The sequence below is a fragment of the Metabacillus schmidteae genome (assembly GCF_903166545.1).
GTDB lineage: Bacteria > Bacillota > Bacilli > Bacillales > Bacillaceae > Metabacillus > Metabacillus schmidteae.
Genome location: NZ_CAESCH010000002.1, coordinates 497,459 through 522,382 on the forward strand (window position 1 = coordinate 497,459; position 24,924 = coordinate 522,382).

Annotated in this window: 26 protein-coding genes; 24 read left to right on the forward strand and 2 right to left on the reverse strand. The window is 35.4% G+C overall.

Going from position 1 to position 24,924, the window contains the following annotated elements:
• The first annotated feature begins 5 nt into the window (after window positions 1-5).
• The 24 genes from HWV59_RS23190 to HWV59_RS23305 all read left to right on the forward strand — a co-directional run bounded on the left by HWV59_RS23190 (window position 6) and on the right by HWV59_RS23305 (window position 23,935).
• Entirely contained in the window at window positions 6-194 is a 189-nt protein-coding gene (locus tag HWV59_RS23190) for a hypothetical protein (RefSeq protein ID WP_175640431.1), read from the forward strand.
• Window positions 195-340: 146 nt separating this feature from the next.
• The gene (locus HWV59_RS23195; protein ID WP_175640432.1) at window positions 341-1,138 is read left to right on the forward strand and encodes an ABC transporter ATP-binding protein; all 798 of its coding nucleotides are present in this window, start codon (window positions 341-343) and stop codon (window positions 1,136-1,138) included.
• Entirely contained in the window at window positions 1,128-1,904 is a 777-nt protein-coding gene (locus HWV59_RS23200; protein ID WP_175640433.1) for an ABC transporter permease, read from the forward strand. Before HWV59_RS23195 ends, HWV59_RS23200 begins: the two co-directional genes overlap by 11 nt.
• Before the next feature lie 36 nt (window positions 1,905-1,940).
• On the forward strand, window positions 1,941-2,966 hold the full coding sequence (locus HWV59_RS23205; protein ID WP_175640434.1) for an ABC transporter substrate-binding protein: 1,026 nt from the start codon (window positions 1,941-1,943) through the stop codon (window positions 2,964-2,966).
• A gap of 14 nt (window positions 2,967-2,980) precedes the next feature.
• On the forward strand, window positions 2,981-3,754 hold the full coding sequence (locus HWV59_RS23210; RefSeq protein ID WP_175640435.1) for an ABC transporter permease: 774 nt from the start codon (window positions 2,981-2,983) through the stop codon (window positions 3,752-3,754).
• 31 nt (window positions 3,755-3,785) lie between these two features.
• Window positions 3,786-4,535, forward strand: a complete 750-nt coding sequence (locus HWV59_RS23215; protein WP_175640436.1) for a nucleoside phosphorylase — start codon at window positions 3,786-3,788, stop codon at window positions 4,533-4,535.
• A 209-nt stretch (window positions 4,536-4,744) separates the two neighbouring features.
• Window positions 4,745-5,803 carry a TRAP transporter substrate-binding protein gene (locus HWV59_RS23220; protein WP_175640437.1) on the forward strand — a complete coding sequence of 353 codons (1,059 nt, stop codon included), beginning with the start codon at window positions 4,745-4,747 and terminating at the stop codon, window positions 5,801-5,803.
• A 109-nt stretch (window positions 5,804-5,912) separates the two neighbouring features.
• Entirely contained in the window at window positions 5,913-6,416 is a 504-nt protein-coding gene (locus HWV59_RS23225) for a TRAP transporter small permease (RefSeq protein ID WP_175640438.1), read from the forward strand.
• A complete protein-coding gene (locus tag HWV59_RS23230) occupies window positions 6,413-7,687 on the forward strand; it encodes a TRAP transporter large permease (RefSeq protein WP_175640439.1) in 1,275 nt (424 codons plus the stop codon). Before HWV59_RS23225 ends, HWV59_RS23230 begins: the two co-directional genes overlap by 4 nt.
• 146 nt (window positions 7,688-7,833) lie before the next feature.
• Window positions 7,834-9,087 carry a M20 family metallo-hydrolase gene (locus HWV59_RS23235; RefSeq protein ID WP_175640440.1) on the forward strand — a complete coding sequence of 418 codons (1,254 nt, stop codon included), beginning with the start codon at window positions 7,834-7,836 and terminating at the stop codon, window positions 9,085-9,087.
• Window positions 9,084-9,869 (forward strand): dihydroorotate dehydrogenase electron transfer subunit, encoded by a 786-nt coding sequence (locus HWV59_RS23240; protein ID WP_175640441.1) that lies wholly within the window; start codon window positions 9,084-9,086, stop codon window positions 9,867-9,869. Before HWV59_RS23235 ends, HWV59_RS23240 begins: the two co-directional genes overlap by 4 nt.
• A complete protein-coding gene (locus HWV59_RS23245) occupies window positions 9,866-10,774 on the forward strand; it encodes a dihydroorotate dehydrogenase (RefSeq protein WP_175640442.1) in 909 nt (302 codons plus the stop codon). Before HWV59_RS23240 ends, HWV59_RS23245 begins: the two co-directional genes overlap by 4 nt.
• Window positions 10,775-10,792: 18 nt before the next feature.
• Window positions 10,793-12,196, forward strand: a complete 1,404-nt coding sequence (gene allB, locus HWV59_RS23250; protein WP_175640443.1) for an allantoinase AllB — start codon at window positions 10,793-10,795, stop codon at window positions 12,194-12,196.
• 347 nt (window positions 12,197-12,543) lie between these two features.
• Complete coding sequence (locus tag HWV59_RS23255; protein ID WP_175640444.1) at window positions 12,544-12,960, forward strand: MarR family winged helix-turn-helix transcriptional regulator; 417 nt, start codon at window positions 12,544-12,546, stop codon at window positions 12,958-12,960.
• On the forward strand, window positions 12,950-14,128 hold the full coding sequence (locus HWV59_RS23260) for an MFS transporter (protein ID WP_102233179.1): 1,179 nt from the start codon (window positions 12,950-12,952) through the stop codon (window positions 14,126-14,128). The genes HWV59_RS23255 and HWV59_RS23260 overlap by 11 nt, the downstream gene beginning before the upstream one ends.
• A 134-nt stretch (window positions 14,129-14,262) precedes the next feature.
• Window positions 14,263-15,744: a YcdB/YcdC domain-containing protein gene (locus tag HWV59_RS23265; protein WP_175640445.1), complete on the forward strand. Its 1,482-nt coding sequence runs from the start codon at window positions 14,263-14,265 to the stop codon at window positions 15,742-15,744.
• 55 nt (window positions 15,745-15,799) lie between these two features.
• Window positions 15,800-16,561 (forward strand): class I SAM-dependent methyltransferase, encoded by a 762-nt coding sequence (locus HWV59_RS23270; RefSeq protein WP_175640446.1) that lies wholly within the window; start codon window positions 15,800-15,802, stop codon window positions 16,559-16,561.
• A 21-nt stretch (window positions 16,562-16,582) separates the two neighbouring features.
• A complete protein-coding gene (locus tag HWV59_RS23275; RefSeq protein WP_175640447.1) occupies window positions 16,583-17,350 on the forward strand; it encodes a hypothetical protein in 768 nt (255 codons plus the stop codon).
• Window positions 17,351-17,606: 256 nt separating this feature from the next.
• On the forward strand, window positions 17,607-18,917 hold the full coding sequence (locus HWV59_RS23280; RefSeq protein ID WP_175640448.1) for a CitMHS family transporter: 1,311 nt from the start codon (window positions 17,607-17,609) through the stop codon (window positions 18,915-18,917).
• 242 nt (window positions 18,918-19,159) lie between these two features.
• Window positions 19,160-20,782, forward strand: coding sequence for an ATP-binding protein (locus HWV59_RS23285; RefSeq protein WP_175640449.1), 1,623 nt, complete (start codon window positions 19,160-19,162; stop codon window positions 20,780-20,782).
• Window positions 20,775-21,455: a response regulator gene (locus HWV59_RS23290; RefSeq protein WP_102228468.1), complete on the forward strand. Its 681-nt coding sequence runs from the start codon at window positions 20,775-20,777 to the stop codon at window positions 21,453-21,455. Before HWV59_RS23285 ends, HWV59_RS23290 begins: the two co-directional genes overlap by 8 nt.
• Before the next feature lie 16 nt (window positions 21,456-21,471).
• Window positions 21,472-22,431, forward strand: coding sequence for a tripartite tricarboxylate transporter substrate binding protein (locus tag HWV59_RS23295; protein WP_175640450.1), 960 nt, complete (start codon window positions 21,472-21,474; stop codon window positions 22,429-22,431).
• A gap of 141 nt (window positions 22,432-22,572) precedes the next feature.
• On the forward strand, window positions 22,573-22,728 hold the full coding sequence (locus tag HWV59_RS23300) for a hypothetical protein (RefSeq protein ID WP_175640451.1): 156 nt from the start codon (window positions 22,573-22,575) through the stop codon (window positions 22,726-22,728).
• Window positions 22,729-22,864: 136 nt separating this feature from the next.
• The gene (locus HWV59_RS23305) at window positions 22,865-23,935 is read left to right on the forward strand and encodes an AbrB family transcriptional regulator (RefSeq protein ID WP_175640452.1); all 1,071 of its coding nucleotides are present in this window, start codon (window positions 22,865-22,867) and stop codon (window positions 23,933-23,935) included.
• A 37-nt stretch (window positions 23,936-23,972) separates the two neighbouring features.
• Here HWV59_RS23305 and HWV59_RS23310 read toward each other — a convergent pair whose 3' ends face one another.
• The gene (locus HWV59_RS23310; RefSeq protein WP_175640453.1) at window positions 23,973-24,218 is read right to left on the reverse strand and encodes a hypothetical protein; all 246 of its coding nucleotides are present in this window, start codon (window positions 24,216-24,218) and stop codon (window positions 23,973-23,975) included.
• A 438-nt stretch (window positions 24,219-24,656) separates the two neighbouring features.
• Window positions 24,657-24,830: a hypothetical protein gene (locus HWV59_RS23315; RefSeq protein ID WP_026559180.1), complete on the reverse strand. Its 174-nt coding sequence runs from the start codon at window positions 24,828-24,830 to the stop codon at window positions 24,657-24,659.
• Window positions 24,831-24,924 lie beyond the last annotated feature (94 nt).

Genomic DNA, 24,924 nt, shown 5'->3' on the forward strand with positions numbered 1-24,924 from the left:
TAATCATGGAAAAAAACAAAAATTTAGAGGCATTTATACATTTATATGAACTCATTATCTATTATTCTGAAAATAGGGATATGCCAGTGAATCAGGATTTTGATTTCTTTAGTGAAATTGAGAAATATTGTGAAGTTTTAAATATTAACCACAAAGAGCTTGAGAAAGAATTTAGTTTGAAAAAATATTTATAATCATGCTTAGAATCATCTATTTCACTGAAAAGATGATTCTTTTTTTGTCTATTCGGATATATAATTTCACCTTTGAAATAAGTAGTATTAAAAACAAGAAGATTCAGAAAAGTTTATTTTATTATGATCTAGGAGGGAGAGTGTTTATGTCCATACCAGCAAAAACTCATTCACCAGTAGTTGATCGAATTGCAAAAGATACCCTTTTTATTGAAGGTGTAAACAAGGTTTACGAAACTCAATCCGGTACCACACATGCGCTTGAAAATATTAATCTTACGATTAGAGAAGGTGAATTCGTATCGATAATAGGCCCTTCTGGATGTGGAAAATCTACATTATTAAAAATACTGGCTAACTTAGAAAAACCATCTTCAGGAGAAATAAAATGGGAGGAGAAAAGCAGTAGAGATCAAATTGGTTTTGTTTTTCAGGACTCTACATTACTACCATGGAAGAATGTACTGGATAATTCATTATTTCCACTAAAGGTGAAGAAAATGGATACAAGGGAAAATTTAGAGAGAGTCGAGTATCTATTAAAAATGGCAGGCCTGGATTCGTTTAAAAAAGCATATCCGAATGAACTATCTGGTGGGATGAAACAAAGGGTATCCATTGTAAGATCACTTTCTTTTGATCCTAAAGTACTGTTAATGGACGAGCCTTTTGGAGCTTTGGATGCAATGACAAGAGATAAAATGAACATAGAATTACAACGTATCTGGAATGAGACAAAAAAAACAGTCTTATTCATTACTCACAGCATAAATGAAGCAGTGTTTCTATCAGATCGAGTAGTCGTTATGTCACCAAGGCCTGGTCGGATTGATAAAGTTTTTACAATTGATTTAAAACGTCCAAGAACAGTTGATGTACGTGAAACACTTGAATTTGTAAAGTACGTAAAAGAAATTAGGGAAGTGTTAGGAAATGACGATTAGATTGAAAAGAATTAGAGACTTTTCGATTGCGATGATCCTGCTTGTACTTGTTTGGTTTTTCTATATCCATTTGTTTAGTGTTCCAAATTACATACTGCCATCTCCAATAGAAGTCATGAATGAATTTTGGAAGATGTTCGTATCAAATGATATTATTTTTCACTTCTCTGTTACATTTTTAGAGGTTTTAATAGGGTTCGCTCTAGGCTCTCTTTTGGGAATTTGTATGGGACTTATTGTTGGTCATTTCAAGATTATGGAAGAAGTCATTATGCCCTACATTCTAGTCGCTCAGACAGCCCCAAAAATTGCTTTAGCTCCATTGTTTGTGATCTGGTTTGGCTTAGGATTACTATCAAAGGTTGTACTCATTATATCTATGGTGTTTTTCCCTGTTATGTTAGGGACTTTATTAGGATTAAGAAGCATTAGTTATAACTTAAAATGTTTAGTTAAGATTACAGGACTTAATTTCTGGCAATCTTTCATACATGTTAAGTTACCTCATTCACTTCCGCATATATTTTCTGGACTTAGAATTGGGATGATACAAGCTGTAATTGCGGCAATAGTGGCTGAATGGATTTCAGGTCAAAATGGTTTAGGTTTCCTCTTAGTTTTTAATAGCACAACTTATAACACAGAGGGACTCTTTGCGACAATCGTTTATACAATTATTTTGGGGATTATTTACTATCAAATCGTAAATGTTTTTGAAAATAAACTTTTATTTTGGCATGACTCAAAGATAATGAAAACAAAATGAACTAGTTATAAACAAAACAATCTGGAGGGATGTAACATGGTTAAAAAACTATTTAGCTTTTCCTTAATTTTCATATTCGTTTTCTTAGTAGGCTGTGGAGCAACCGAAACAACCACATCATCTACGAATACAGAGAGTGATAGCGGAAATGCTGTTAAAAAGGTTACGATTCAAATCGATGGAGCAGCTGTTCCGTATTATGCCCCATTATATCTAGCGAAAGAAAAAGGCTATTTTAAAGAAGAAGGACTAGAAGTTGAATTTATTTATGCTGCAGCGGCTGATATTGTAAAGAATGTGGCAGCAGGAAATGTTGAATTTGGGTTCCCTAATGGAGACTCTGTCATATCTGCTAGAGCTGAAAATATACCTGTTAATGTAGTTCATTCAACTTACCAGAATGGATTAGGAGCTACTATTTTTAAGGTTGATAGCGGCATAAAAAAACCTAGTGATTTAAAAGGTAGAACCATTGCTGTAACGAGTTATGGAAGTCCAAATTACATTCAATTGCAAGTCCTTTTAGAACAAAATGGATTAAGTTTAGATGATGTAAATGTAAAAATCGTAGGAACAGGGTCAATTGTCAATTCTCTAGTAGTAGATGAAGTTGATGCGATCACTTTTTCATTATTAAGAACGATTGAAATGAAAAACCAAGGGATAAATGTAGATGAATTTCGTTCTGATGAATTCTTGCCATCTCATGGAAATGTCTTAATAACAAGTGAAGATTATCTGAAAAACAATGAGGATACTGTAAAGGCATTTATAAAAGCTTTAAATCAAGGACTCACCGATATGATCGAAGGAGATGTTGAAGAAACAGTTAAGATGGCTATCAATGAATATTCTCCTACATTTAAAGATAAAGAGGAGATTGTTATTGAGTCTATTAATAATGTATTTATCCCATATTTATGGCAAAGCGAACTAACTAAAAGTGAAGGTCTTGGAACGTCTGATATTGAAAAGTGGCAAGGTGCTATCGACTCGTTAAAGAAGTATGAAGTAATTGATAAGGAATTAAAAGCGGAAGATTTCGTTATTAATTTGAAATAATGCAGGTGGTTGATATGAAAAAAATCATAAAAAAAACGAGTCTTACTATATCTGTGTTTATTCTTTTTATAGGATGTTGGGGAACTTATGTTTCCCTCTTCAACATCCCAAGTCACATGTTACCCTCTCCATTACAATTTATTTCTGATCTTATTACCCATTTGAAGGAGGGTAATCTACAAGAACATATAGCTACGACACTTATTGAAATTGCGATAGGATCCGTAATTGGCATATTTTTGGGGTTGGTGACAGGCTATTTTCTTGCTAAAAATCATGTCTTGGAACGGATTTTCATCCCTTACATCATACTTATACAGACGATACCGAAAATATCAATTGCACCGTTGTTTTTGCTTTGGTTTGGAATAGGGGTAGAGTCGAAGGTTGCCTTGGTAGTTTTAGTTGTTTTCTTTCCTATAATGGTAAACTTTGTTGTGGGAATAAGATCGGTTGACAAAAACATGCAAGACTTGCTTCAAATTTTACATGCCAATCGTTTGCAAAAATTTTTCTTTGTTGAGCTTTACTATTCAATACCAGCGTTACTCTCAGGTATAAAAGTGGCATCTACTTATGCCATAACCGGTGCAGTGATTGGTGAAATGATCGGGGCAAAATCAGGGTTAGGATTTCTCATCATTCTTGGAAGTGAAACCTATGATATTAGTTTAATTCTTTCATCAGTTCTATTATTAAGCTTAATTGGCTTAGTTCTTTATAAAATCATTGATTTAGTTGAGAAAAGATTCTTACATTGGAGCAATCACTCTGAAATGGTGTTTTAAGGATTATCTATTACTGGAGGGGTAAAAGAATTTGGCTATTCATTTAACAGGAGTAACGGAAGCTGATATAGGGGAAGTGTGTTTATTAGTTGGTGATCCAGCTAGAGTAGAGTTACTTTCCACAGATTGGAAAGATGTTAAGTTAGTTACAAACAGTCGAGAATTTAAGATGGTGAGCGGATATTGGAAAGGTAAAAAAGTATCTTGTTGCTCCACAGGAATCGGAGTTAGCTCTACTGAAATTGCAGTCATTGAATTACTTGAAAACGGGGCGAGATATTTAGTTAGAGTCGGAGGTTGCGGTGCTTGGAAAAAGGATATCTTACCGGGTGAAGTTATTGTAAATTACGCAATGGCACGTGATTCGGGAACTCTAACCGCATATGGTAGGGATACATTTCCGGCTGTCGCAAACCCTATCTTAGTTCATAATATTCTAAAGACCCTATCCAGTCATCATATAAAGACTCATTTTGGAATTGGGTTAACAACACAATCCTATTACCTGGGACAGGATCGAAAACCAAAGATCGAACACATTCTAGATACGAATGGTGATATGACTTATTGGAAAAAAAGGTCTATTTTAAATTGTGAAATGGAAACAGCAGCTATTTATATACTAGCATCAATATATGGTGCGTTTGCTGCAAACTGTCTAGTGGTTCATGGAAATAGAATAAGTGAACAATGGCTAGGAAATGAAGATTATCACTATACCCATTTAAACGTGTCAAAGCTTGTTTTAGATGCATGTTTTCACACGATAGAACAATTATAGGAATATCATCGTATCGTATTTAAAGACGTTAAAAAAGATATATTTGAAGAAAAGCAGACCCTAATATATGTCTGCTTCTTTTATTTTTCAGTAACGAAGATTCATCGTTGCAACAGACAAAAAACATCAATTCTTTTTGTCTAATAGAACAACCTTTTAAAAGGTACATTAGAAGAAGATAAAAAACATTGATAAATTGGGGGAATAAGATGAAAAAGTATTTGATTTTAATGTTAACTATGATTCTTTTTTTGATGGTTGCTGCTTGTGGGAATAGTGAGAAGGTGGAATCAGGAAGTAATGATAAAGGTGATGGATCAGCGGAGTTTGAAGAGGTAGAAATTACATTTAGTCATAATCAACCAATTGAAAGTCCCGAACATGTAGGGGCAGAGAAGTTTAAACAAATTGTGGAAGAAGAAACGGATGGGAAAGTGAAGGTCAATGTGTTCCCGGCTTCACAACTTGGTAGTTTGAGAGAACAGGTTGAAGGTACTCAAATGGGAGAAATCAATATAACGATGCAACCTACAGCAGTTGTCACACCATTTGTTGATGACATTAAAGTAATTGATCTACCTTATTTATGGCCACCTAGTAATGAACAAACCTATAAAGTTCTGGATGGTGAAGTTGGACAAGAGCTGTTAGGAACTTTAGAGAAAGGTGGTTTTAAAGGTCTTGGTTATTGGCCAGGAGGGTTCAAATTATTTACAACCGGAGAAAAAGAGATTCATAAACCAGAAGATTTCAAAGGTATGACAATGCGAGTTATGGAATCTCCTTTATTAATAGAGCAATATAAAACATGGGGAGCGACAGCTATTCCAGTACCTTATGCCGAAGTTTATAATTCTCTTCAACAAGGTGTTGTGGATGGTCAAGAGAATCCATTACAAACCATTTTCCTTAATAACTATCATGAAGTACAAAAAAATGTGATAGATAGCTATCATGGTACGATGACATATGTTTTAATGGCAAATCAAGATTGGTTTAATGGTTTATCTAAAAATTTGCAAGATGTTCTACTAGAGGCTGAAGCAGAAGGTCATACTGCAGCTCGACAAGCATTGGCAGAGGTTGAAGATGAGTATCGTCAGAAAATAATTGATTCAGGCATTAACTACTATAAGCTTACTGATGAAGAAATTGAAGCCTTCCGTAGTGTTTCACGAGAAATGCATAAAGAAGTTTATAACAAACCAGATCAACTAGAGATGCTTGATAAGCTATATAAGGCGATTGATGAAACTGGAAGTAATTAAGTGATGTACCTAAAAACAAGGAATTTGACAACAATGTTGTTGTTTATTCCTTGTTTTACTTTTAAAGCGACGTCATTAGATAATTTCAAAAATGAGGAGGGTATAGGGAATGATGAGAATCATGAAACGCGTTGAAGAAGGATTAATAGGGATGGGAATTATCGTAGCCACATTTGTTTTATTTGTTAATATAGTTCTTCGTTACTTTTTTCAAGCTAATACAACATGGGCTGAGGAATTTATTCGTTATGTCATGATTTGGATCACTTTTATTGGAGCAAGCGTCTGTTTTAGTCGTGGCTTACATGTGGGGATTGATTTTTTTCTTGAATATCTTTCATCGAGATGGAAGCTGTTATTTGGAATATTTGTAAATATTATTTCTATTATTTTTATGATATTTCTACTTTTCTATGGTATAGAACTTGTAAGATTTAGTGTGGATTCTGGTCAGATAACTCCTTCTTTACAGATAAAAATGTATTGGATCTATCTTGGAATACCAGTTGGGGCTACTTTATCAATCATTCATTTACTAGTAAATACCTTCTCTCGGATAAAAGGTTTCATGAATCAAAGTCAATCTATGCAAACAGAGGAGAATCAAAAATGATCATATTATTAATGGCTTTAATTTTCTTCTTCTTATTTACCAGTACACCTATATTTGTTGCAATGGGGATTGCTTCTTTTTTAACAGTTATATTTTTAACTGACATTAATCCTATGATTTTAATTCAACGTCTGTTTGGAGGTATCGATCAATTTGCATTAATGGCTTTGCCCTTCTTTATTTTAGCGGCAAATATTATGGAGGTTGGGGGACTATCGAGTAGAATTTTGCGCTGGTCTCGTGCACTGGTCGGACATATTACTGGAGGAATAGCTATGACAACTCAAGTATCCAGTATGTTCTTCGGTGCATTATCGGGTTCGAGTCCTGCAACAGTGGTTGCGATCGGGAAGATTATGTACCCTGAGATGATTCGAGGAAAATATGATAAATGGTTCTCAGCTGGGTTGTTAGCTTCTGCAGGTTCCGTATCTCTAATTATTCCTCCTAGTATTACATTAATTATTTTTGGGTCAGTAACAGGTGTATCTGTGGGGTCATTGTTCATTGCAGGAATTGGGGCTGGTATTATTTATGGGATATCTTCGATGATTTATATTTACTTATATGCTAGGAAGCATAATTTACCAAAAGATCCCAAGGCAAGTAAGGGAGAATTATGGGGTGCAACTAAAAGGGCAGCATGGGCCTTGTTAATCCCAGTTATTATTCTTGGAGGAATATATTCTGGAATATTCACGCCCACTGAGGCCGGAGGAGTTTCAGCAGTATATGCATTAATAATTAGCTTTTTTGTATATAAAGAAATGGATCTTAAAAAATTTTATAAAGTGTGTGTAGATTCAGCTGTTTTAACAGCACAAGTGCTGGTTTTAGTTTCTGCTGCTCAAGTACTGGGTTGGATGCTTACTAGAGGACAGGTTCCACAAGTAATTGCAACTTGGATTACAACAAATGTAGATACAGCTTTTATGTTTTTAATCATATTAAATATTGTCTTACTCATTTTAGGGATGTTTATGGAAGGGGTTGCCGCAATTATTATTGTTGCGCCATTAATTTATCCAACTGCTATAGCAATGGGGATTGACCCTGTTCACTTGGGAGTAATTATGATATCAAATCTTGCTATTGGAATGTATACACCTCCGTTTGGTATTAACATATTTGTTACTCAAGGAATAACAAATATGAAAATGGGGGAAATGATGCCAGGCATTTTAAGGTTTTTTGTTTTTAATGTCGTAGCATTAATTATCATTACTTACATACCTGATGCATCTTTGTTTTTATTAAAAATAATTGGTTAGGATGCCATGCCAACCTGTTGTTTAATTCTTTGTCTGATAAGACAGTTTATTCTTAGTTTTGTTAGCTTTATAGACGAAGATATCACCTTTATTTTTATTATATCTTAGAAATATAAGAAGTGTGGGAATAAAATGAGGTGATTTTTTTGAATAATGAAAGAATTGGAAAATTATTAGATGAATTTAATGCTTTTGGCTATACAGATAATGGAATAAGTAGAATCACTTATACAAAGGAAGAGAAACTGGCGAAGGAATTCTTTAAGAAAAAATCTGAAGAATTAGGCATGGATGTTAGATTTGATTCAGTCGGAAATGTCATTGCCCGTCGGGAAGGGGTAGATCATTCCCTTCCTGCTATAGCGATAGGCTCACATATAGATACTGTCTACAATGGTGGAAAATATGATGGGTTAATTGGTGTTATTGCAGGGTTAGAAATTATAGAAATGTTGAAAGAGGAAGCTATTCAGACATTTCATCCAATTGAAGTGATTGCTTTTACTTGTGAAGAATCTTCACGTTTTAATTTCTCAACACTTGGAAGTAAAGCGATGACAGGTGACCTCAAAAAATCAGACATTTCACATTTGAAGGATCGAGATAATATTTCACTACAAGAAGCACTTAAAAGGCAGAATCTTGAATTAGATAATATCCATTTAGCAAAAAGAGAGGAAAAAGAGTTAAAAGCTTTTTTTGAGCTTCATATCGAACAAGGAAATAGATTAATGGAGAATAACAAAACGATTGGTATTGTAGATGGAATTGCAGCTCCATTAAGAGTGTCTTTAACAATTGAGGGAAAAAGTGCTCATTCCGGTACAACTAGTATGGAAAAGCGACAGGATGCATTGTTAGCTGCAGCAGAATTAGCTTTAGAAGTAGAAAAAGCGGCAGTAGTTGAAAGAAAGTGGAGCACAGTTGCGACAGTTGGGGTTTTGAATGTACTTTCAGGTGCGATAAATATTGTACCTGGGCTAGTCAATCTGAAAATTGATATTAGGAGTACGGATGTCAATTCAAGAAATCGAGTGTGGAAGAAAGTATCTGATAAGGTTGAACAATTAGAAAAATACCGTAATGTAAAGGTCGTAATTGAATGGAAAAGTGAAGAAGTGCCTGTCATGATGGACAAAACACTCGTATATTCTCTCTCAGAATTATGTGAAAACATGAATATAGAATATATGACAATGCCAAGTGGTGCTGGACATGATTCTATGAATATGGCAAAGCGTTGGCCAACTGGATTGATCTTTATTCCTTCATTAGATGGATTGAGTCACCACCCGGAAGAATTCACAAAGTTAGAGGATATCTCTACAGGGATAAAATTATTAAAGGAAGTAGTGTTATCATACGCAATGCTATGCTCAAAGAAGGAGAAGAAATTATGAAAGCACATCAGGTGGAAATTCTCATAAATAAGCAAGTAAGTGACCGCTACTATCTTTTAAAAGTGGATATTAGTTCAATAGAAGAAAAAATAGAACCAGGGCAATTTTTTAATCTTCGATGTAGTAATCAGTTGTATCCTTTATTACGAAGGCCAATTAGTGTTTATAAAATTGATCGATATAATCAAACACTTGAATTTCTTTATTTAGTTAAAGGACTTGGTACTAAGAAGTTGGCAGAATTAAATGAAGGTCAAATATTAGATATGTTTGGTCCACTTGGACAAGGTTTTCACCTTGAGGATGGCTATGATACGATCCTCCTTTTAGCAAGGGGTGTTGGCATAGCAACATTGGCGGCATTAGCACAAAAGGCAATTGAGGATAATAGGAGAGTAATAGGGATCTTAAGTGCCCGTAGTCAGAATGATTTATTATCAGCAGATTATTTATCTGATATGGGAGTAGAGGTTCACAAGGTAACGGATGAAGAAGGCACAAGTGATATGAACAGTGTTACATATTTAATAGAAGGGCTTCTTCAAAAATATCGCATAAAAGCATTGTATACATGTGGTTCGAAAAGATTATCTAGATTGATGCAAGAAGTAGCTATACGAGAACAACTCCCCGGTGAAATTGCTTTAGAAGAACATATGGGATGCGCGATGGGAGTATGTTTTGCTTGTGTGTGTGATCTTAACGATGGCTCAACCACAAAAAGTGTAAGAGTGTGCGTGGATGGGCCAGTATTTCCTCTAGAACAGGTGGTCATATCATGAAAAAATTAGCTGTAGATATAGGTGGTCTTAGTCTCCAAAATCCAATTATGCCTGCCTCTGGAGCATTTGGCCCTGAAATGGATTCGGTCATTGACTTTAATAGATTAGGTGCAGTTATACCGAAAAGCATTACATTATCAGAAAGAGCGGGTAATGCAACACCCCGTGTTTGTGAAACACCAGCAGGTATGATCAATTCTATCGGAATTCAAAGTAAAGGAATTAACTATTATATGGAAAATGTTGTTCCTTTCTTTGCTCAATATCGATCCCCTCTTATTTCAAGTTTATCAGCAGAATCTGTAGAAGAATTTGTTCAAATTGCAGATATTGTTGCGAAACATCCTAATGTATCAGCTCTTGAGTTAAATATATCTTGCCCTAACTTAAAAGGTAATGGGTTGGCCTTTGGAATGGATGCAGATTTAACCTATCAATTAGTTAGGAAAGTACGAGACGTAACGGATAAACCGGTTATAACAAAGCTCTCACCTAATGTAACGAGTATTCAAGAAATTGCACTTGCGGCACAAGAGGGTGGAAGTAATGCCTTAACTGTTGCAAATACTTTATTGGCTATGTCAATTGATGTTGAAACTAGAAAGCCTCGAATCGGCAATGTTATGGGGGGATTATCTGGCCCTGCAACAAAGCCTGTGGCTATAAGGCTTATTTATCAGGTTGATAAAGTTGTAACCATCCCAATTATAGGATGTGGTGGCGTTATGACTAGTGATGATGCTATTGAAATGATTCTAGCGGGGGCAACAGCAGTTCAAGTTGGAACAGCCAGCTTCATTCACCCACTTGCAATGGAAGACATTATTAAAGGAATTCAGACGTATATGGATCAACATAACATAAGAGATATTAATGATTTAATAGGAGCTGTTATCATCGACTAAAAGTTAGGAGAGTGTATTATGCCTTTCGACTTACTTATTAAAAATGGACTCATAGTTAAGCCCGATGAATTAGTAATGGGAAATATATATGTGAAAAATGGAAAAATTGCAGCGATAACAAGTGAAGAACTTTTAGCAGAAATAAAAGAAACAATTGATGCGAAAGGAAAACTTGTTTTTCCGGGTTTTATTGATACACATGTACACTCAAGAGACCCAGGAGCTACCTATAAAGAAGATTTTCTCTTTTCAACTCAAGCGGCCGCTGTTGGTGGATTGACAACAATTTTTGAAATGCCAAATACAAATCCACCTATAAATAATGTGGAAAATTTCAATAAACAGGTCAAAAATCTAAAAAGTAAAGCTTTCGTTGATTACGGAATTTGGGCAATCTGTCTAGGACATCTTAATCTATCGGAATTTAAGAAACTTCATGAATCTGGAGTAATAGGATTTAAGTTTTTTTGGGGATATGCCGTTCATTCTGAGACATTTCAATTAATATATAACTATAATCCAGAGGATAGAGATGTCATCCCACCTTTTACGGATGGACAAGTATTTGAAATGTTTGAAGAAGTTGCTAAAACTGAACAGGTTTTCGCCATACATGCAGAAAATAATGACTTAATACATACTTTAAATAAAAAGATTGAGAAAAGAGAAGGTCGCACGTATCAAGATTTGCTTGAAGGACGTCCAAATTTAGCTGAGGAATTAACAATTCAATCAGGTATTGCAATGGCAAAAAAAACAGGTGCAAGACTTCATATTTTACATATTAGTACAAAAGAAGGGGTAAAGCTAATTCGCGAAGCACAAAAACAAGGATATCCGATAACAGGTGAGACATGTCCGCATTATTTGTTTCTTTCAGATGAAGACTACGATCAAATAGGTCCACAAATGAAGGTATATCCTCCAATCAAATATAAAGAGGATCAAGATGCATTGTGGCAAGGAATAAAGGATGGAACGATCTCGCTCGTATGCTCCGACCATGCACCACATACTCAGGAAGAGAAAGACGGTGATTTATGGTCTATTCCAGCTGGGATGTGTGGAGTAGAGACCTTAGTACCTATTATGTTGGATGCTGCTAATAAAGGAATGATATCTATTCATGATGTTGTGAGATTGCTAGCTGAAGGTCCAGCAAAGTTATTTAATATCTATCCGAATAAAGGTGCAATAAAAGTTGGGACTGATGCTGATCTAACAATTGTTGACATGGAAAAGGAATTTACTATAAATAGGAAAGATCTACATAGTAAGAGTAAAATCACTGCTTTTAATGGTTATAAGGTAAAAGGAGCACCTGTATATACGATAATAAGAGGTAGTATCGTGATGGAGAAAGGTGAAATCCTCGGGCAGCCGGCTGGAACATTAGTTACTCCAAAACAACCGTCAACTTAAGAAGTTGGCGGTTAAGTTAACAAGAAATGAAAACGCTTAATTATAACTCGTTTCCAAAGATTGTAAATTTCTTCTGCAGATAAAAATGGCTTTACTACTTAAACAAATTCCTCCTTTTATATAGGTTTTTGGAAAGTTTGGGTAGCGGACTGTTTTGAAAAATAATATAAATATTGTTTTAGAACGTTTTTAAAACAAGGCTGTTTTCGCAAAGATCGTTATCTGTCTTAAATACAAACAAAGTTTGTGAAAATTACCTTTTATTTGTATATCAGAGCTAAAAACTTTACAAAAAAAATAACTTATCATATAGTTAGTTAGTAATACTAACCATCAAGGAGGCCATCATGAATCTATTTTCAACCATCTATCGTTTTAATAAGTTGTATGTATTCCATCTTCAAGATATTTGTTCAGCAAACGGTATTACAGCAGTACAATGGCTCGTTTTACAGCATGTATATAAAAATGAAGGATGTACAAGCATGGATATCGTCAAAGAATGGTCAGTTGAAAAACCAACTGTATCTTCGCTAGTCAGGAAGTTAAACGAACAGGGTTTACTAGAATTCACAAGCGGTGAAGATAAACGCCAAAAATATCTATCACTATCAAAAGAAGGACACGTTCTTTGCCAAAAAGTATCGGAAAAAGTCATGCAACTTCAATCATTTGTCACAGAGCCAATTCCAGATGAAACGGTAAAAGAATGGACAGAACAGTTAATGTTGTTGGAGGAGCGATTAAAGCAGTATGAAGGATAAGATATGGTCAAGAAATTTTATTGTGATCTCATTAATTAATTTTTTATCGATATTAATGTTTTATTTATTAATTGTTACAATAGCCAGCTATGCAATTGAAACCTATCATGTATCGACCAGTATTGCCGGCTTGGTTTCAAGTATTTATGTCATTGGTGCATTGGTCGGAAGGCTCTTTACCGGGCGATTCATTGGCAAATTAGGACCATCAAAAATATTGACGATGGGTGTTGTCTTGTTTTTCGCCAGTGCATGTTTATATTTTGTTGAAATTAATATTGGATTTCTATTATTTAATCGTTTTATACAAGGAACTTTTGTGGGAATTATCGGGACGGCTGCAGGTACGATTATTGCCTCAATTCTCCCGGCCTCAAGAAAAGGGGAAGGAATTGGTTATTACAGTTTGAGTGTTATTCTCGCAACTGCAATTGGGCCGTTTATTGGGATATTCTTAATGAAATTTCAAAATGGAAATACGTATATTTTTGGGTTTAATGTATTCTTATCACTCATTATGATTCTTGCATTAGTGTTTATGAAATTAGATCCGGCAATGTTTCGGGCTAGTGAGCAGAAAGAAACAGACAATTCATTTATTGCAAAATTCATGGAGCCGAAGTCAATTCCGATTTCATTTATTGCCCTTTTAATAGGATTTGCTTATTCAGGTGTTATGTCGTTTTTATCTTTTTTTGCAGAAGAAATTCATTTGGTTGATGCGGCAAGCTTTTTCTTTATTGTATATGCCGTTGCCACGATTTTAACACGTCCTTTTACGGGGCGTTTAATGGATCGAAAAGGACCGAATATCATTGTCTATCCTTGTATCGGGTTATTTGCCGTTGGGATGTATATGTTTAGTGATGCAAGCAGCAGTTGGATGCTGTTAGTTGCTGCGGCTTTAATCGGTCTTGGTTTCGGTAACTTTAATTCCATTGCCCAAACAATTGCGGTAAAAGTAACAGAGCCGCATCGTTTTGGATTTGCAACATCAACATACTTTATTTTTTATGATATCGGACTGGGACTAGGACCGTATTTATTAGGGTTATTCATTCCATTTGTCGGATATCGCGCCATTTTCCTATGGATGCTGCCAGTTATTTTAGTATGTATTCCACTTTATTATGTATTACATGGACGAAAAGCAAAATTATATATTTAAAATGAATAAATGTAGTCCTTAGCGGATGATTGTTCTATTCGAATAGTCATCCTTTTTTTATATAATTGAAACTTTTAAAAGGTAGAAATCGTATGACAGGAAGTGAAAAAAATTTATGGTGAATGGAGAAGCCAATGAAAAACATTTTCGAACAACTAATCCCCTTTTTACCTTCTAAAGCATTTGCTAAAGTTTCAGAATACGATGAAACGGATTTTGACATCATTGATGACAGTACCGACGAGCAGATTGGATCTTTTTCATTAGATGAACATGAAGAACTTGTGAGTTTCTCGCTTTTTGAAGAAGAAACAGAAGAAGGAAATGTGTCAAAGGAAGAAATAGCAGCTATTGCAGACAAATTTCTAAAAACATTTCATCCAACAAAGAAAGAATACGAACTTTCAGCCATTCTGGATCTAGATAATCCATACATGGTCGTTTATGAAAAAAGAGACGAAACCTACGGATTGTTTTTGCATAGCATGGGATTTGTCGTTTCAGTATCAACAGCTGGACAAGTAACCCAATTTCATTTCACAGAAGAAGAGTATGAAGTTGAAAACACTAATCATATTATCACAAAGGAAGAGGCACTAGAGCAATACATAGATCAGCTGGACTTTGCTCTTATCATCGAACATTATGATCATGAAGTGTATAAAAATGGTGATTCAAAATACCACTTATCTTACAGTTTGATTGAGCATATAACAGATGTACCTGTTGATGGGTCTGATCCCTTTAGTATTCGTGAGGAGAATACTTACGAACCTGAAATTTCTTATCAGGATCCACCGAAAAAGAGTGTTTATGAGTTAGTTGGAATCACACCAGAATATAACCTTCTAGATGTTTTAAAAGAAGACGGAAAGAAAACAGAGGTTTGGACAAAAAACAAGTCAGTTGCTTCAGGACCATTCGATATGGATGAACTTGAAAATCATGTTGTAAAGCTTAAATTTGACGAAGAAACAGGGGATCTTCTTGGGGTTATTAGCGGAGAGGAATTTGAAAACGATGGAGATGAAATGAGTTTAGAGAATGCTAAGAAGCATGCTCTGGATTTGATGTTTAAGCTATTTCCGGATACGAATGAAAGATTTCGGCTAGAGGTTCTTGAGGATTGGGATGAAGAAGAGTTTGAGGATGAATTCGAAGATGAATTCGAGGAGGAGGAAGACTTTGAAGAATTTGAAGATGATCTTGACATAGAAGAGATGGATGAAGAAGAATATATCGAACATGAACAAACATATACATTCTATTTCCATCTCTATCATCATGATATAAAGGTCGATTCGCACGTGTCCATTCTAGAGGTAGGTAAATTCACAGGTAAAATCACAAATTTTGACTTGGATATACCAGCTTCAGAGCTATACACATTCCTTCAAACAATCCCAAAGGTTTCAAAGGATGAGGCAAAGGAAATCTATCGAAATCAGTTAGAAATGGAGTTGGGATTTTCCAGGGAGTATGATGAAAATGAAAAAGCCATTTACAAGCTAACTTATAGACCCTCATTCCCTGCAACTGTTGGTCATGTGAGAGCCATTGAAGCTATGACGGGGGAAGCTATGTTTGTTGATGTAGGGGATGCAACATTTTTGTAGGAAATAGACAAATCAAGCCTATCTTTTAGCATAGATTAATATAAGGGGAAAAATGATGAAAAAAGATCTTCAGTTTTTAAGATTAATACAAGATGGAAGCAAGCCTTTTTCGGGTTGGGATTTTTCATATATTACAGACACTGACCGTGTGAGGAGTGATGTCCTTTCATGGTCTTATGGAAGTTTGGCTAAACATTTAATTGATTCTGCTAGTTCAATGCTTGATATGGGGACTGGTGGAGGAGAATTTTTATCTATGCTGAGACCTTTTCCTAAATCCATTTTTGCAACAGAAGGTTACAAACCTAATATAGAAATTGCGAAAAAACGTTTAGAGCCTTTAGGCGTGAGAGTTGTAGCAATTGAAGATGATCAAAATTTGCCCTTTGATGACCATCAATTCGGTTTGATTTTAAACAAACATGAATCATATTCCCCTAAAGAAGTTAGAAGAGTGATAAACAAAAATGGTGTGTTTTTGACGCAACAAGTTGGGGGAACAGATTGTTGGGGAATCAACGAAGCATTAGAGGCACCTTTAAACCGTGAGTTTGAAAATTGGAATGTAACAGTTGCAAGGCAGGAACTTGAGCAAAGTGGGTTTGAAGTCGTGTATAGTAAAGAAGAGTACCCGATTCAGCGCTTTTATGATATCGGAGCACTTGTTTATTACTTAAAGGCAATTCCCTGGCAAATACCTGATTTTGAAATGGAAAAGTATGAAAAGAAATTATTTGAGATTCATCAATCTATTCAATCCAATGGTTTCTTTGATGTAAAACAACATCGATTTATATTAAAAGCTAAAGCCATTTAAGTTTTATAAAGTAGGTGTCATATGTATCCAACTCAAAGTATTCTTACAACTTGGAAGAAGTTTGATAACTTTCCGATGGAAACATTAACAAAAGTTTGGTATAACGCTAAAGGACATGAGAAGAAGCAACGTGATGTATCTCTAATGCGGGAACATCGCCACCAATATGGAATTACAGGTAATTGCTTTGATCTGGCTCTTTGGCTACTTGATGAATTTAAAAGAGATGGTGTTGAAGCATATCCAATTGGACATGATCTAAACTCTGAACATACACATGTGGCAGTTATTGCGGTTAATGAGGATGGAAACAGGTATTTTTGTGATTTAGGTGATCAATGGCTATGTCCTATCTTAATTGATAGGAATAGCCCTGACTATACGAATGAAAAAGTAGAAGGTTATTTTCCGGCAGCCAAGGTACAAGTTCAAGAGAAGGATCATCAATTGCACATCCATTACCACAGACCAAATGGCAAAGTGTCTTCACAAATGTTTCATACAGAGCCAATCGATCTTCATTCCTTTTTAGTAGCTGCGGAGCATTGTCAAAATCTTATTCACCCTAATCCTTTGCTGGAGTGTAGAATACCAATGAAATCCGAGATAGCTCATTGGGAATTTTACAATTGGGAAAGTTTTTTAAGTACAAATAACGGTTTAATAGAAGAGCCTAAATTACTTGGTATCGATGATTGGGTAGAAAAGATTCATGAGAAAACTGGATACAATAAGGAATTTTTGGTTGATGCTTTAAACAAATATGTGGATATTCAAAGTAAATGTTAAAGGAAACCTAGCAGCCTATAGGATATTCTATAGGCTTTTTAGTGACTTTTTTAGTCACGGATTAGTAGATATATTCATGAACAAAATGAACAAAAAAGATATAAGAGACAAAAAGAATAATACATTCATATAGTTTTTTAAGTCTAAATAATACGTAATATTTACCCTCAATAGCCCTTTGTATATAGTAAATATAACATTTTAATTATTCAAACTATTACGTTATGTAAGCGTGTTCAATAAAAGGGGGGCTATTATGTTAGCGATATTAGGTTTTCTCATGGTATTTGTGTTTATGTATCTGATTATGACAGGAAGGCTTTCGGCATTAATTGCATTAATCATTATTCCTGTGTTGTTTGCGGTTATTGGAGGGTTTGGTGCAGATTTAGGTCCAATGTTAATCGATGGAATTAATCAATTAGCTCCAACAGGCGTTATGCTAATGTTTGCCATTTTGTATTTTGGTATAATGATAGATGCAGGGTTATTTGATCCTGTTGTCGGCACCATATTAAAAGCAGTAAAAGGTGACCCGATGAAAATTGTGGTTGGAACTGCTGTACTTGCGTTGGTTGTGTCTCTTGATGGAGATGGAACAACGACGTATATGATCACCATTTCTGCTATGCTTCCTCTATACCAAAGATTGAAAATGAATCCTTTAATTCTTCCTTGTGTTGCAATCATGGGAGTTGGTGTAACGAATCTTACACCGTGGGGTGGTCCAACTGCCAGAGCTGTAAGCGCATTAAGTTTAGATATGTCTGACGTGTTTATCCCTTTAATTCCAGCTATGATTGGTGGCGCTGCGTGGGTTATTTTTGTTGCCTATTTATTTGGCGTGAAAGAAAGAAAAAGAGTTGGCGTTTTAGAACTGGATAAGTTACCGAGTCACCATAACCCGTCATTTAATCAACTTGCAGCAACCATGGAAGTACCGAAGGAAAAACGTCCAAAGCTTTTATGGGTGAACTTTGCACTGACGGTTCTCCTTCTTATTGGTCTTATTTTGGGTGTTATGCCGTTACCTGCATTATTTATGATTGCATTTGCGATTGCAATTGTGATCAATTATCCTAATTTGGATCAACAAAAAGAACGAATTAAAGCACATGCAGGAAATGTATTAGCGGTTGTTTCCCTTGTTTTTGCAGCTGGTGCATTTACAGGTATTCTTTCAGGCACGAAAATGGTGGATGCGATGGCCAATAGTCTTGTTGCATTAATACCGGATGCTTTAGGTTCATATCTGCCAATTATTACAGCTTTAACAAGTATGCCATTTACCTTTTTTATGTCTAACGATGCTTATTATTTTGGAATGCTTCCTATTATTGCAGAAGCAGCTACAGCCTATGGCATTGATCCGGTTGAGATTGCCAGAGCTTCCTTGGTAGGGCAGCCGGTCCACTTATTAAGTCCGTTGGTAGCTTCAACATATTTACTTGTAGGGATGTCAAAAGTTGAATTTGGAGATTTCCAAAAATTCACATTAAAATGGACAGTTGGTACGTCCCTTGTTATGTTAATTGTATCGATAGTAATTGGTGTCATTTCCATATAATATATAAGTAATAACTTTAAGGGTTTGACTCGGGTTACGGGTCTGACCCTTTGCTCTTTTAGGATTGAAAAGTGTGGATAGCGCTTTGACATCCAGCTCTAGCGCCTAGCCCCTCGAGGTCATAAGCCAATTTAGAATTGAAGGCAAAGAACGCCTTCTATTCTAAATCGTCTTATTTGCCCTAGGCTGATCAAGGCGCTTGCGCTTTTGTTTTTTAGACAACATAGAAAAAGGTTGCGAAGATGAGAACGTATAAAAAACTTCCGTTACAATTTAAAATACTGTCATTGATTACTGGGTTGATCGTCACGATCATCTTTTTATTAGTCGGAATCACCTCTTATGTATTGTACATTGATTCTAGAAACCAGGTTGAACAGCTAGTTCTGCAAACAGCTAAAACGATTGCCCTTATGCCTGAGCTTCATGAAGCGATTGAAGAAAATGAATTAGAAGGAACTTTCCGCCCAATTGCTGAACAAGTAAAAGATCAAATTCATGCATCAAATATTGTGATAGAGGATCGGGAGAGTATTATCTATTCACATACTGACCAAAGTCAGATCGGGACAGAATATGATCATGATGCAGATGACCAGGTGCTTACCTTCGGAGGTTCTTATAACTTTGAGGTTGTTCGGGAAAATGGTGACGTGCTTGTTGGGAAAGTACCGATTATTGCAAGTTTTGACCATTATAATTCAGTTATAGGAACAGTTGCGGTTGAATTTTTAGAAAAAGATATTTATGAAAATTTATACAAGAAACTACAAACCATCCTGTTTGCCTCTCTTGTTGTGTTATGTTTAGGGATCATTGGCGGAGTGTATTTAACAAAAAATATTAGAAAAGACACATTAGGTTTAGAGCCACATGAAATTGCTACCCTGTATAGAGAGAGAAATGCAATCTTGCTTTCAATAAAAGAAGGAATTGTTGCCATAAACAAGCAAGGGTTTATCACAATGATTAATCGGTCAGCTAGACACATGTTGAATCTAGGTGACTCAAATTATAATAAACATATTAGTGAAGTCTTACCTTCGCTACAAATTGACAAAGGCCTTGAAACAGGTGAAATCGTTCACCATGCTGAGGTTGCAATCAATGATAAAGTGTTTATTTTTAATTTTATTCCTATTTTAGAAAATGGACAGTTCATTGGTGTTGTAGCAAGTTTCACAGATAAAACAGAGCTGAAAAAATTAGTAGAGACTCTTTCAGAAGTTAGGGAATATTCCGATGGACTGCGAGCCCAAACACATGAATATTCAAATAAATTATATTTATTATCAGGGTTGCTGCAATTGGAAAGATATCAAGATGCACTTGATTTTATTCAAAAAGAATCTTTTGTCCATCAATATCAGACCAAAATTTTATTTAATCAAATTCAAGACCCTAATGTACAAGCTATTTTGCTAGGAAAGCTGGGAAAAGCATCAGAGAAGAAAATAGAGCTGATTATTGATGTTGATAGTTATGTGGACCCTCTTCCAGATCATATTGAAATAACAGATAGTATAACCATTATAGGAAATCTAATCGATAATGCATTTGAAGCTGTTATGTCTCAAACAGAGAAAATGGTCACATTCTCCATTATGGGTATTGGCAATGAAATTATTATTGAGGTAGCTGATAATGGACCAGGTATATCTTCTGAACAGTTTGAGAGTTTGTTCACGATAGGTTCCTCCACAAAAGGGAGCCATAGAGGGTATGGGCTTTTTAACGTGATGAAAATTGTGAAAGCTTTAAATGGAACCATTGAAGTAACAAATCGTAAACATGGTGGAGCGATCTTTACTGTGTTTCTTCCAAAAAAGATACAAAAAAGAGAAGGAGACAATCTACATGATTAAGGTGTTAATTGTAGAGGATGATTTTCGTATCGCTCAAGTACAAGAAGGGTTTCTACAAAAAATACCAGACGTTAGAGTAGTTGGCAAAGCGTTGAATGCAGAGGATACGATCCGTAAATTAAAAGAACAAAAAGTTGATCTTGTCTTATTGGATATCTACTTGCCAGACCGTCTTGGTACTGATTTATTACCGCATATTCGAGAGAATTACCCGGAGATTGATATTATCATGATTACGGCAGCAACAGAAAAATCAATGCTTGAGACATCAATTCGTCAAGGAGTATTTCATTATTTATTAAAGCCGGTAACAATGGAAAAGTTTATCGAAACAATTGAAAGCTATAAAATGAAAAAAAAGCTGCTTCACAACAGTGAAGAAGTTGATCAATCTATTGTAGATCAGTACTTTGGTACATCAGCAAATCAGGTATTAATAAATCAAAAAGATCTACCGTCAGGGGTCGACCGGTTAACACTTCAAAAAGTAAAAGAGGTGTTAAGTACTCTCGACTCAGGAATCTCCATTGAGGAAATGGGAGAAAAAATGGGTGCTTCACGAACAACTGCAAGAAGATATTTGGAATATCTTGTCTCCGTTAATGTTTGTATAGCAAAGCATGAATATGGCATTGTCGGCAGACCTGAAAGAAAATACTATTTAAAAAAATAATGGTTGAGGTAATAACATGAAGTCAAAACCGTTGCTTGTATTGACACTATTTTTCCTGCTTTTGATCGGTTGTTCAAATGAGGAAGATATGAAAAAATACGTTGATGATGAAGTGACAATCATTGCACCTAGTTCTCCGGGCGGAGGCTGGGATTCAACCGCTAGGGCCATCCAAGAGATTCTCGTGCAGGAAAACTTATTACAGGATATACAAGTGATCAATAAGATTGGTGCAGGGGGAGAATTAGGGTGGAAATATACCTATCAACAACAAGAAAATGTACTGGCGATAAATTCAAGCTTAATCATTACAAATCATTTACTAGGTCAAAGCAAATTAACATTTAAGGATTTTACCCCGATTGCCACTCTTGCGAAAGAATGGGAAGTGGTTATGGTAGCAAAACATTCTAAAATTAATCACGCAAAAACATTATTATCTGAAATAAAACAAGCACCTAAAACATATAAAATAGGAATTTCTCCGAGATTGGGGAATGATGATCAGCTTTCATTTGTTTTAGCAAGTAAACAGTATGGAATTGACCCTAATAACCTGCAATTCAAAATCTATGAGAATAGTGATGAAGTAGTCAAAGCACTGGTTTCAGACGAAATACAAGTAACCACTATGTCCATTTCAGAAGCAAAAAAATATGATGATCTTGATCAAGTGAAGCTGCTTGTCATTTCTTCAGATAAAAGATTGAAGGAATTACCTGAACTTCCAACATGGAGAGAGGAAGGAATTGATCTTGTGTTTCAACACTGGAGGGGAGTGATGGGGCCTCCTAATATGTCAAAAGAAGAGATTGAATTTTGGGATCATGTTTTCAGTCAAATGGTCAAAACGAAGGCCTGGGAAAAAACATTAGACCATTATATGTGGGAAGATTTTTATAAAAATAGTGACGAAACATATAAGTATCTTGAGGAACAAAGTATGATGTATGAGGAGCTTATGGGAGTTCATTAGCTAACGGTCTTACTATGAACAAAATGAACAATATGAAATAATTAATTGTATTATTTACATTGATAAGAGCAGGAATTATGATAGTCATGAAAGTTTACAGCACTGTAGACTTTTAATGATACTTTTAAGGGAGAATTGTAAATGTGGGTTATAACGGTTTATACTGACGATCGAATTAAAATGTTTGAATTTGAAGATGAGAAGGAAGCAAAAGAATCAATCAAAAAGATAAAAGGTCGTAAAGTTCTCTCACACGTTATTTATTTCAATGATCAGTTTATAGAAGCAGCTAGTTAAATATATTAAGTCATAGACTGACTCTTTTAGGAGATTATACATTTTCCTCACCTTTCAAGGGGGGAGAAGGCTTGACTCTAAGAGTCGTTTTTTTTTGTCATATAGAGAATTGGTTTCGTATCGGGGGTAGATGTAGGTGGTCAAGTTTTTAGAAACAGCACTTATCGGGTTTGTAGGGGGACTATTATTTGAGTTCTTTCAGCTTCCTTTGGCATGGATGCTAGGTCCACTAACAGCTGTATCGGTATGGAAACTCTTAACGAAAAGAGAGTTGAATTGGCCGGTTGGTTTTAAAAATGGAGGACAATTTATTTTGGGCTATAGTATGGGCTTATCTTTTACGGCAGAAAGTGCAAGACAAATTGTCCATCAGTTTCCATCAATGATAATAAGTACAACACTCATGGTCGGTTTTGGATTAGTGATGGCGATCTTCATCTCAAAATTCACAACCACATCTTTTCCAAGTGCTGTAATGGGGACTACACCAGGTGGACTATCGCAAATGGTGGTGTTAAGTGAAGAAATAAAAGGGGCAAATCCTACTATTGTGACGTTTATGCAAACAATAAGAATGCTGACAGTCATATTTGTAGTACCAACCGTAGCTATTCATACATTTTCTAGTACAGAAGAGTTTTCTCCGTTAATAGAGAGCTCAGGAGCAGAGCAGGCAACTATAGGTTTGGAAACACTGTTTTTTATTGCACTCATATTTATAGTGACAAAAATAGCTGTACGCTATAAATGCCCAACTCCCTGGATTATTGGACCTCTCCTTTCAGTAGCAATCTTAACAGTAACAGGAATGGAACCACCCGTATTGCCTTCTTCTGTAAGTATTATAGCTCAAGCTTGTTTAGGTGTTTACCTGGGGTTAAGTATGAAAGTGAATATGCTGGGAGATTGGAAAAGATTATTACCTATTACACTAATAACAGGTTTTTCAATTGTAGGGTTCGCCTTTTTCCTTGCTTATGTGTTACACATCTTCTATCCAATGACGATGGCAACTGCCTTTTTATGTATAGCTCCAGGCGGTTTGCCTGAAATGGGTGTCACAGCCCATACTATCAATGCAGATGTTTCATTAGTAGCAGCATATCAGTTATTTCGAGTATTTTTTATCTTGTTTATTGTTCCGATTTTTTTAAGAGGATATTTCGGGAAGAATGATCAGCAACATGAAGCGGCGGATGTTAGCTGATATTAAAAAATGCTTACCATATCAACAGTTATAAGTATTATGACACACTACTTGGAACAAATTTGGATTGCATTTTTTGTTGCCCTTCTATAAAAGTAGCTGAGTGTTTTTCAACCTCTTCACTTAATAATAAGGGTACTTGTTGATATTGTTGACTTTCTTCTCTAACGGATGTGGCCCACATAAAGAATTCTGCTTTTCTGTTATTATGGGCACGCGGATCAAAAAAAGTCACAGGACATCCATAAGGTACAATAACCGGTAATAACAAAGTAACAAACATCATATCCTCTCCTCATTTGTTTTAAATAGTATATGTTGCTTGCCTTAATATTGCTTTTATTCTTTATAAAAGGTTCGGAATGGGTTGCAACTGTGTATCATGTGAGGAGTTACAGTTAAAATGGAGAATCGGTTTTGAAGCTGATTCTTTTTTTAAGATTTTCGTACACAACTCTAATGGAACGATGGGCCTCAGTCCATTTTATCTGCGATTACTAGCCGTTTATCTTCGATTCTGAAGTTTTATCTCCGATTTTTAATATTTTATCTCCGATTCTAGAGTTTTATCTCCGATTAGACAAAGTTCGTCATGATTCTACACAAATAAAATGCTGATGGTATAAATGAATCTATAGCAAACCATGAGCGGGACAATGGACCTGTCCCCTTGGACCATTAAAAATGACGAGCATAAAAATTATGCTCGTCTTACACTACACTAACGGCGATGTTGTACAAGGTCAATGGCACCTAATACTACATGGGCTAAACCGAATCCAAAAACGGTATTGGCTATCATCTTATTGGAGCCTCGTTTTTGTTTTAAAGCATAACCAGTTGCTGTTACAGCTGAACCTAATGCAGTCGGAATTAAGCCTTCACGAATATTCATTGTCATTTCCCTCCACATCGAAAGTAAGTGGGTGAGTGAACACCATTTTTATTATGTATGATTTACATCATTAATATCCTGAAAAAACATTGTT